Origin of the sequence: Rheinheimera sp., from assembly GCF_020217005.1 — a bacterium.
In the GTDB taxonomy this organism is placed as follows: Bacteria; Pseudomonadota; Gammaproteobacteria; order Enterobacterales; family Alteromonadaceae; genus Pararheinheimera.
In genome coordinates this window covers 1-10,000 of sequence record NZ_JAIWOI010000083.1, presented here as the reverse complement: position 1 = coordinate 10,000, position 10,000 = coordinate 1, and the positions used below count along the sequence as shown (strand labels likewise).

Sequence of the window (10,000 nt, the reverse complement as noted above, 5' to 3'; positions counted from 1 at the left end):
CCGCTGCCAAACTGATCGCCATCCCGGATGCTGATTAACCAGGCATCATAGTCTGCCGCTGTATGACCGGCCTCAAGCAACTCTTCCAGCATCACTGTCACTTTAACCCCATTGGGCGTAGCCATAGAATACAGCTGCAGATCATGCTCGCCTGTGGGAAGAGGTTTGTCATGAGTAGCGCCAGAAACAGGTCTGTTGATGCTGGCGAAAGCACCGCCATTTTGACTATCCCAGCTCCAAATTTTGGGTGGGGTGTAAGTGTTACTCATAGTATCTCCTGTGCTGCTGGTCGGTGGGGTTGGTTCATTAGATATTGGTAGGTTTTGTGCGGATCTCAAGGGGGAAGGTTTTGAGTTTTGCCCTCTTGTGCTCACAACTGTACAATCCGGCTTTTTCAGCAGGCAGAGTTTTTATGTTTAGTCTTGACACTTTAGCGCAAACTACAGCGCCATTAAGCCGTATCAATCTCTCTGTCGGCCTGAATGAATTTCCGGCTGAGTTATACCGTTTTACTGACAGCCTGGAGATTCTGGATTTATCTGGCAACGACTTAGCAGATTTGCCGGCGGATTTGTTTCGTTTTAAAAAGCTAAAGCGGTTGTTTTTAACCAACAACCAGTTCCGCCATATTCCTGCTGTATTAAGTCTTTGCCCACAATTGCTGATGGTCAGTTTTAAAGGCAATCAGCTCACAGACTTTGCACAGGGTGTTTTGCCGGAACAACTGGAATGGTTAATTCTGACAGACAATCAACTGAGCGCATTACCAGAAGATTTTGGACGCTACACTAAGCTGAGAAAAGTAGCGCTGGCGGGCAACCAGTTGTCTTACTTGCCTGATTCCATGCAGCAATGCCGTGAGCTGGGATTATTAAGGCTATCACTCAACAAGTTTGAGATGTTCCCCGACTGGTTATTTGAGCTGCCAAAGCTGGCCTGGCTGGCGCTGGGTGCTAACCCTGCCTGTCCTGTGCCTGAAGCTCAAGCTGTTGCTGCCCATAGTTTGCAGCAGTATCAACTGTTACATAAATTAGGCGAAGGCGCGTCCGGTGTGATTTATCAGGCGCGCTTTGGCGAGGATCCTGAGCTGGTGGCTTTAAAGCAGTTTAAAGGCTGGGTGACCAGTGATGGCTGTCCCAAAGATGAAATGAATAATTATCTTAATGCCGGCTCGCATCCGAATCTGATTACTGTAAAAGCTAAGCTCATAGACAGTGAGTTACCTGGTTTAGTGATGGAACTGGTGCCTGCTTCATTTTCTGTGCTGGGACAACCGCCTTCTTTTGATAGTTGTACCCGCGATACCTTTACTCAAGGTCAAAGCCTGACTCTATTGCAGCTCATCCGGCTGGCTGGACAAGTGGTGAATGTTATGGCGCATTTGCATCAGCAGCAGATAGCCCACGGTGATTTATATGCCCACAATATGCTGAGCAATGACAAAGCGGATTTGTATCTGGGGGACTTTGGTGCTGCCACAGCCCTGCAGGCGTTACCACTGCAGCAGCAACAACTGTTTTGTGCGCTGGAAGTCAGGGCTTTTGGCTATTGGTTATTGGATATGCGGAGTTTGTTAAGCAGTGAAGAACAGCGGGTGTTTGACGACAAATATCAGGCCTTAGTGCAGTCTTGCTTGCAGAGTTTAGCTAAGTTAAGACCAGACTTTATTCAACTGATGCCAGTGTTTTCTGCGTAAGCAGCTCTGGATTTATCCATTAGTCACTGTTGTAGTCGATTGAGCACTTTGTCCTTGAGGTCCTTTGTTGATAGGGACCAGAGTGGCTGTGTGTCGTTTGTTATCAAACACAGCAACCTGATCCTGACAACAAGAGGACAACACTATGCCTTATGCATTAATCCGCAATATCCTGATATCTTCAGCTGTTATGATGAGCCCTTTTACAGGCAGCAGTACTGCGTTTGCTCTGGACTTGCCAGCTGACGCTGAACGTTATGCTTCAGTGCCTGCTTTTCTGCAGCATGGCAATTCGAAAACAAATCACTACAGCGGAATTTACCTTAAGTTAAGTCCAAAAGCGGCTGGTCACTACGAGTATCTGCAGGAGGGCAAAAAAAAGTTGCGGCTCAAAGACAAGGCATTTATGGTTTCAGCTTCTGGTCTGTTTTATCAGGTAGAGCAACAGCGTAACGGGGAATATTGGATCCGTATCAGCCCTGTCTATCAGGATAAGCTGGATGGTAAAGCCACTGTAAAAGCTTTAAAACTGGTGTAACAGCTTCTAAGAGCTCTCCTTTACGCGCACTCAGTGGAGAAAGGCTTAGCTTGTGCGTGAAACACCGCCGGATTGACGATACACAGTGCGAAACTGATCCCTGAAACTTTTGCTGACAGGGATTTTTTCACCGCTGTTCAGCACAATGTCGTGATTGCCTGTGGCTATATAATCTATGCTGAATACGTAGCTCATATTGACAAAAAAAGAGCGGTGACAGCGCACCAGAGGCGAACCTTCTAAAACAGTTTCCAGTGCTTTCATGGTTGCCCGCATCAGATAAAGGCTATCCTGCACTTTCACCTCTATGTAATTACCGCAGGCCTTCAGATATTGGATCTCATCCAGCCGGACTACATGTTCACCTTGACTGGAGTGCACGACCAGAGTTTGTGCTGGCTTTACACCATGCTGTGCCGTGACACCTTGTCGCTGTAGTGTCGCAGCGTAACGATGTTTTTTCCAGAACACAGAGGCCAGCAGCAATAGCCAGACAGCCAGATACACAGGCGCCCTTTTGCTGGCCAGAGTCAGCAGGTGCAGCGCTGATGTTTCGGTCATCACGAATTCAAAGCCACAACGCAGCAACAGGGCGGCCAGTGGCATCCAGATTGTGGCTCTCAAAGCGAGACTAAGTTGTTTGTTGCTTGCAAGCTCTAATTGCTGATTGGCGGCAATCTGTTGCACCAGCACAGGAATAAGGAGTGGCCACAATCCCCAGTCGGACAGCGCCCAAAAGGTGGATAAAGTCAGATTGGCTTTATCTCCCTCAATACTGGCTAACAGATAACAATAGGCGACGGAGCACAGCAGCAGCACAGTGACAGCACCGATCAACTGCCGGTTGCATAAAGTGGCCCATTCCGGGGCTTTCAGTTTTGTGATGGATGCCATAATTATCCTGTGACCATAAAATAGTGAGTAACACAACAGGCTGAAATTCCGGACCACAACAAAGGGTTAATCAATATGCAGTGCAGCGATATCAGCTGTTTGTTCGGTGTGAGTGAGCCGACCTTTCTACGGGGCGGCATGGATCTGCTGGATCCTTCCACAGCTGGATAAGTCGAAACACCACAAAGTGACGAAACGCCGTTTAATGTGACGAAGTAGCACAGCGCGGTCATTGGTTTGATAAAAATACCTGCCTGCATTTTCCGGTCTCAGAGCGAAAACAGAGCGCCTGGCCAAAAGTTAAGCGCTGCAGTTCCTGTAGTGATCTCTGGACTAAGCCCGGATAGTTTGAATGAGTTGTTTGTTTTTATTAAAAAAGTCAGCGAATTCCAGACTGGAGAATTCTGCTGGGTCTTACTACAGTAATGGACTCTGGAGTTTTTCTATTTAGGTTACATGGAAGAGGATGAATGGACTTATGACCTTTAAGTTATTAATAGTGGACGATAGCCAGGTGTGCCTAATGTTGACTAAAGGCTATGTACAGTCTTTCAGACCGGATTGGAGTTGTTTTACTGCAGGCTGCGCTGAAGAAGCTATGGCGTTAATAGAACAACAGAGATTTGATGCTTATTCGCTGGACTATAACTTACCAGGGCGTAATGGCCTGGAGCTGGCGCGTTGGATCCGCAGCATTGATAAGGGTTGTTTTATTGGATTATTAACCTCCAATATTCTGAATTATGTCGAAGATCAGGCGGTGAATGACAATATTAACTACTATCGCAAACCAGCTAAAGCTGAGGTGATACGGCAGTTTGTGACAGATATAGAGCGTTATAAAACTGCTTATTTTAATAACGCAGTGAAATAAGCTTTGACACAGCTCTGAAAACCTATACACTGGCCTTGCTTTGTTAGTCTGTTCATTATTTATGCACCACAACGAATGTTACTGTTGTTTTAGTACGTCCTGTATTCATAAGTTAAAACATCTCTTACAGCACCACCGCCTGAAACCAGGCATATTAATTTTATTAAATACAGGTATATACCATGTCTAATACAACTACCGGCACAGTAAAATGGTTCAACGAAACTAAAGGTTTCGGTTTCATCGAACAGGCTTCAGGTCCAGACGTTTTCGCTCACTTCAGCGAAATTTCAAGCACGGGTTTCAAAACTCTGCAAGAAGGCCAACGTGTACAGTTCACTGTAACACAAGGTCAAAAAGGCCCACAGGCTGAGAAAATTGTTGTTCTGTAATTTCTAATTACAGTCACCAGGGGGCACAGATTTAATCTGATTGCACTGGTTACAACACAAAAAAAGGCAACTGCACAGCAGCTGCCTTTTTTTATTGGTGCTTTTCAGTGCACAGAGTCACTACTTACTCAGGCGTGAAGCGCAGGTTATTCCTGCAGCGCATACACTTTAGGTAAATAGATCTCTTCTCCGGCCTTAAATTTCATTTCTGCAAAATCGAAAAAGTTCTGGATAGTGACGCCAAAGACTTTTTGCGTATCAAACTGTGGCACCAGAAGCTCAACAAATTCTTCGGCTATGTTGTGCGCACAACGGATCAGCTGCAAATCAGCCTCGTCGCCGTGTTCAAAATACATTTTGATAAAGGTATGTAAACCAGCAATACGGAATACAGTTTTCATGGAGTTTGGACGCCAGAATTTAAAGTCCATTTGCGGATGATTGGCCAGCTCGAAGTCAAACTCTCTTGAGCCTTTCCAAGGCAGGCAGTGAATTTCAAAACCATGGGCCGTAAAGACTTTATAGACAGATAAACGAGGTTTTTTTGGACAAACTATTTGTCCTGCCGCGTCTTCTGTTCCGCCAAGATTTTTTAAGTTCCAGTTACGTTGGTCGGTTAGAATATCTAACGAGTTTTCAAAGCCGTACTTCAACATGCCCTCGGCCATACCCAGTGAGGTAGCGACCGCATGGTAAAACGCAGGCACATTACCAAAGGTTAGTTTTAACTTCAGTCTGTTAATCTCTCTGAGTCTGTGCTCAATTTTTTCTATTTCTACTTTGCTATCCATATCAATACATCTTCCGGGCGGCCTGAGTTTCCGGGCCTGATTGCATGCTGCGGGCGAAGTTAAAGTATGCCGAAAAGCAGCTGTGATGCCAATGGATAAAGCGAATGATAGCCTTGTTGTTGGGCCGAATAGCATGTAGCTTCGTATTGTCAGTATCTTGTATGTACTGCCGGACTTATATGACTGACAAATCCACTAAATTACCTCGTCAACCTTTGGCGCGTTTGGGAGGACTTGCTGCTGTAGCCGGACGTATTGCTGGTTCTGTGTTGGTGCATGGTGCCAGACAGTGGGCACAAGGGCAGAAGCCAAAGGCCAGAGAGCTGTTGCTAACGCCAGCTAATCTGATGCGGGTCAGTGACAAACTGGCGCAGTTGCGTGGCGCTGCAATGAAAGTGGGGCAGTTGTTGTCGATGGACGCTGGAGACCTGCTGCCTGCCGAGCTTACAGAGATACTGGCAAGGCTGCGCTCTAACGCCAATCCTATGTTACCAAAAGAACTTGCGCTGGTTTTACGCACTGAGTTGGGTGAAGACTGGCAACAGCATTTTTCTCAATTTACTTTTGTGCCTATGGCTGCAGCTTCAATTGGGCAGGTGCATTTGGCTCATCATGATAATGGCCAAAAACTGGCGGTTAAAGTGCAGTACCCCGGGATACGGCAGAGTATAGACAGCGATGTAGATAACGTGGCTATGTTACTGAAGCTCAGTGGTCTGGTTCCTCAAGGTTTTGACTATAGCTCTGTGCTTGCTGAGGCTAAAACTCAGCTGCATCAGGAAGCTGATTATCTGCAGGAGGCCGCCTATTTGCAGCGTTATCAGGCTTTGCTTGCTGCAGATCCGAACTTTGTATTGCCTAAACTTTACCCTGAACTTAGTACCTCACAGCTAATGACTATGAGTTTTGTTGAAGGGGTGCCTGTTGAGTCGCTGCAGCATTATCCCCAGCCAGTGCGTGACTGGGCTATGACTCAGCTTTTTGCCCTGTTATTTCGTGAGGTGTTTGAGTTCAGGCTGGTGCAAACCGATCCTAATTTTGCTAATTACCTGTATCAAGCTGAGACGGAACAACTGGTACTGCTGGATTTTGGTGCCTGCAGAGATTATCCGGAGACAATCTGTTTGGGCTATCGCCAGTTATTGCGCTCTGCTGTGGAGTCAGATCTGGCTGGAATGGAGCAGGCGATGCGGCAGATAGGTTTTTTTAGCCAGGATATTTTGCCAGCGCAAAAGCACGCCATTCTATCTTTGGTTCAGTTGATTTCTGAGCCTGTGCAGCAGCATATAGCTTATGCTTTTGGCCAGACTGATTTAGCGCAACGGGTACGCCAGGCAGGAACCGCCTTGAGTATGCAGCAAAACTACTGGCATACACCTCCTGTCGCCGCGATATTTTTGCATCGAAAGATGGCTGGCCTCTATCTGCTGGCGGCAAGGTTGAAGGCTAATGTCAATGTCAGGCAGTTATTGGATCCTTACCTGACTTGATGGGATCTGGTTTTGCAATAGCTGCAAAGTGGCATAGTGGTCCGCTGCTTTACCAAACCAATAGCCCTGGCCGAGCTGGCAACCAGCAGCTAATAAAAAGTCTTGTTGCGCCTGAGTTTCAACACCTTCCGCTATCACATCAAGCCCCATCGCATTGGCCATAGCGATAATAGCGCTGGTGATTTGACGATCGCTGGTATTGTCCGGTAAGGCGTTAATGAAACTTCTGTCAATCTTCAGACTGTTGATCGGTAAATGCCGCAAATAGGACAAAGAGGAATACCCTGTACCAAAGTCGTCTATCGCCAATCGTATGCCCAACTGTCGTATTTGTTGCAGCACCTGTTGGGTCTGAGTGGCACGTTCGGGTAGCAGACAGCTTTCAGTGATTTCCAGTTCCAGTAAGTGTGGGTTGACCGCAGTTTCTGCCAGGATCTGCTTTAACTGAGGTAAAAACGCCGGAGCTGCAAGTTCTTTTGCTGAGATGTTCACAGCGACAGGCACTGCCAGCCTGGCCCATTTTTGTAACTGATGACAGACTTGCCGCAACACCTGTTGCCCCAATTGATGGATCAATCCCAAAGTTTCAGCTATTGGAATAAAGCGTGAGGGTGCGACTTCGCCTAATTCTTTGTCACGCCAGCGGACCAGAGCTTCCAGACTTTGGATCTGTCCTGTCTGTAAATCAACTTTGGGTTGGTAATAGACTTCTATTTGTTGCAAAGACAGGGCTTTACGCAGCGCCTGTTCTAATTGCAACGCCTGATCATGACGTTGGCCCACGCTTCGGGTGTAAATACTGTACTTATTCCGGCCAGATTCTTTCGCCTGATACATAGCCGCATCTGCGAATTTCAGCAGTTCTCCTGCATCTGCGCCATGCTGCGGATAGATGCTGATGCCCAGGCTAGTGGTCAACACCAACTCGTTCTGCTGGATCTGAAAAGGTAAATCAAACTGCGCTACTATTCGTTGCGCCAATTTTTCAATGTCATGAACACCGTCACACTCAGGCACCAGCATGGTAAACTCGTCGCCGCCGAGGCGTGCAACAGATTCACCTGCTCTGCTGGCTTTTTGCAATCGGGTAGCCACCTGACGCAAAGCTTCGTCCCCAGCCTGATGGCCCAGGGTATCGTTAATGCGCTTAAACAAATCCAGATCAAGAAACAGCACGGCCAACTGGTGATTGTGGCGTTTGGCGTTGGCCAAAGCCTGTTCCAGTCGGTCCTGAAATAAACGCCTGTTGGCCAGCCCTGTCAGCTCATCAAAATAGGCCAGCTCATGAATTTTTTGTTCGCGTTTTTTACGTTCTGTAATATCGGAGAAAATTGCAGCATATTGATTGATGGCACCGTTTTCGTCCCTTACGGCACTGATCGATAGCCACTCAGGATAAATTTCACCGTTTTTGCGCTTATTCCAGATTTCGCCCTGCCAGTAGCCTTGTTGTTGAAGCCGTTGCCACATTTGCCGATAAAAACTCTCATCATGTTGGCCTGAGCTCAGCAGGTTCGGAGTTTGGCCTACGGCTTCGTTCATGCTATAGCCTGTCAACTTACAAAAGCTTGGGTTCACCGATTGAATAACACCTCTGGCGTCTGTGATCATCACAGCATCATGCGAGGCCTCTATCACTTTGTAGGCTAAACGCAAACTGCTTTCGGAACTGCGCAGCGCCTTGTCTCTGGCCTGCAATGCGGCCTTTAACTCACTGATATATAGATGCTCCATATTCAGCAGTATATGGTTGTGAGACAACAGACCTACAGGTTTGCCATAACTGTCAGTGACCCCAAGATGGCGGAATCCCTGTTCACGTAAAAGCCGTACTGCCTGCAGCAGACTGCTGTGCAGTGGCAGAGTCAGCAAGGGGCGGGTGGCGACTTCTGCTAAGGTACACAAAGTACGCTCTGTGGCGACAAAGTGAACCAAATCCCGTTCTGTCACTATGCCGTATTCAGCACTGTGCTGAGACTCGCAGTCAAATTGCACTATGGCGGCATCTCTTTGTGTTTGCTGCATCAGAATAGCCGCCTGAGCTACGGTAAGCTCCGCCTGCAGCAGCAAAGGCAATTCAACCAGAATAGAACTGATATCACGCAAGACTAAATAATGCTCCAGCGGCTGCTGATGGATCAGATCTGTCTGAGTGACAATACCTATGGCTTGATGCGCTGAGTCTGTTACTAATAAACGCCTGACGGCTTTTTGTTTCATCAGTGCCGCAGCATCGCTGGTGCTGCAGTGGTCGGACACTGAAAGAACGGGGCAGCTCATGACCAGGGATACAGGTTGGCGCAATACTGACGGATCCGACAGATCCAGTTTTTTGCAGTCGGATTCGGTCCAGATTCCCAGGATCAGCTCATTTTTTTTCACCAGAATACAGCTGATATTGTGCTGCCGCATCAGGCTGGCCGCTTGCTGTATGCTGTGCTGAGGTTCGCAGCAAATCAGATTTTTTTGTAGCACTTGGGCCACTGTCTGTCCTGAGGACAAAGGGCTCCATTCAGTGCTAAGTGGCTGATTCATCTTCAGGTCCTGTTGTTCTGTGACTGCAGCAAAGTTTAAGGCGTAAGCGGGGTGGCAATCTTGATCTGAAACAACAGCAGTCAACTTAAGCCAGTTGTGCTGAAGTTCCAGCGTTTAAAGCGTAAGTTTTCCCTGTTCTTGGAAATCGATTACCTGATTATATTTTCAATAAATTCAATGTTTTGATGTTTGGCCTGTTTCATATGTGTAAAAAACTTTGGTAAACGTTTACCTTGAGTGATATAAAGGTAGGGTGCACCGCTGATCCGACAGCAAAAAATCAGCTTAGCGCATAAAAAAATAATGATTGATACCGACAGGGGTAGGAAATGACAGGCAAATTCAAATTGACCGTTGTAGCTTTAGCTATGACGCAAATTTTTGCTATGCAGCATGCACAAGCGCAAAGCGAAGAAAATACCACAGAGCAAAAAGCTAAAGCCGCTGAACAGCAAATCGAAACCATTGAAGTCAGAGGTTTTGGTGCCACGCTAAGCAAGTCGTTAATGCAGAAAAAGTTTTCAGAATCAACGGTAGAAATTATCTCTACCGATGATTTAGGTCAGTTACCGGACGTGACTATCGCTGACTCCTTAGGCCGTTTGCCAGGTGTAGCGGCAGAACGTGACAGAGGTAACGCCAGCAGTATTTCTATCCGTGGTTTAGGCGCTCGTTTAAACGCTGCCACTATGAATGGTCGTGAAATTGTCAGTGCTGAACCTAGCCGTGACGTGCGTTACGAGCAATTCCCAGCTGAACTGATCAACTCAGTGGAAGTGTATAAAAGCCC

9 protein-coding genes and 1 pseudogene are annotated in these 10,000 nt (G+C 47.1%); 6 read left to right on the top strand and 4 right to left on the bottom strand.

From position 1 onward, the window contains the following. Positions 1-269 (bottom strand): annotated as a pseudogene (locus LDL40_RS04080) (glutathione-dependent disulfide-bond oxidoreductase); the annotation flags it as partial. 143 nt (positions 270-412) lie between these two features. Between LDL40_RS04080 and LDL40_RS04075 the strand changes: the two are divergent. Beyond that, positions 413-1,696, top strand: coding sequence for a leucine-rich repeat-containing protein kinase family protein (locus tag LDL40_RS04075; protein ID WP_300993863.1), 1,284 nt, complete (start codon positions 413-415; stop codon positions 1,694-1,696). A 145-nt stretch (positions 1,697-1,841) separates the two neighbouring features. Then, on the top strand, positions 1,842-2,234 hold the full coding sequence (locus LDL40_RS04070) for a hypothetical protein (protein ID WP_300993862.1): 393 nt from the start codon (positions 1,842-1,844) through the stop codon (positions 2,232-2,234). 45 nt (positions 2,235-2,279) lie between these two features. Here LDL40_RS04070 and LDL40_RS04065 read toward each other — a convergent pair whose 3' ends face one another. Continuing rightward, positions 2,280-3,128, bottom strand: coding sequence for a LytTR family DNA-binding domain-containing protein (locus LDL40_RS04065; protein WP_300993861.1), 849 nt, complete (start codon positions 3,126-3,128; stop codon positions 2,280-2,282). 478 nt (positions 3,129-3,606) lie between these two features. Here LDL40_RS04065 and LDL40_RS04060 point away from each other — a divergent pair, with 478 nt between their 5' ends. Continuing rightward, a complete protein-coding gene (locus tag LDL40_RS04060) occupies positions 3,607-4,002 on the top strand; it encodes a response regulator (RefSeq protein ID WP_300993860.1) in 396 nt (131 codons plus the stop codon). A gap of 182 nt (positions 4,003-4,184) precedes the next feature. After that, positions 4,185-4,394 (top strand): cold-shock protein, encoded by a 210-nt coding sequence (locus tag LDL40_RS04055; protein ID WP_008897616.1) that lies wholly within the window; start codon positions 4,185-4,187, stop codon positions 4,392-4,394. Between the two features lie 146 nt (positions 4,395-4,540). On the opposite strand, the gene LDL40_RS04050 is transcribed toward LDL40_RS04055, so the two are convergent. Further along, a complete protein-coding gene (locus tag LDL40_RS04050; RefSeq protein ID WP_300993859.1) occupies positions 4,541-5,185 on the bottom strand; it encodes a hypothetical protein in 645 nt (214 codons plus the stop codon). A gap of 179 nt (positions 5,186-5,364) precedes the next feature. On the opposite strand from LDL40_RS04050, the gene LDL40_RS04045 reads away from it, so the two are divergent. Then, on the top strand, positions 5,365-6,675 hold the full coding sequence (locus LDL40_RS04045; protein ID WP_300993857.1) for an AarF/ABC1/UbiB kinase family protein: 1,311 nt from the start codon (positions 5,365-5,367) through the stop codon (positions 6,673-6,675). On the opposite strand, the gene LDL40_RS04040 is transcribed toward LDL40_RS04045, so the two are convergent. Further along, positions 6,652-9,210, bottom strand: a complete 2,559-nt coding sequence (locus LDL40_RS04040; protein ID WP_300993856.1) for an EAL domain-containing protein — start codon at positions 9,208-9,210, stop codon at positions 6,652-6,654. The genes LDL40_RS04045 and LDL40_RS04040 overlap by 24 nt on opposite strands. Positions 9,211-9,539: 329 nt before the next feature. Between LDL40_RS04040 and LDL40_RS04035 the strand changes: the two genes are divergently transcribed. After that, a partial coding sequence (locus LDL40_RS04035) for a TonB-dependent receptor plug domain-containing protein (protein ID WP_300993855.1) occupies positions 9,540-10,000 on the top strand: 461 nt, incomplete at its 3' end.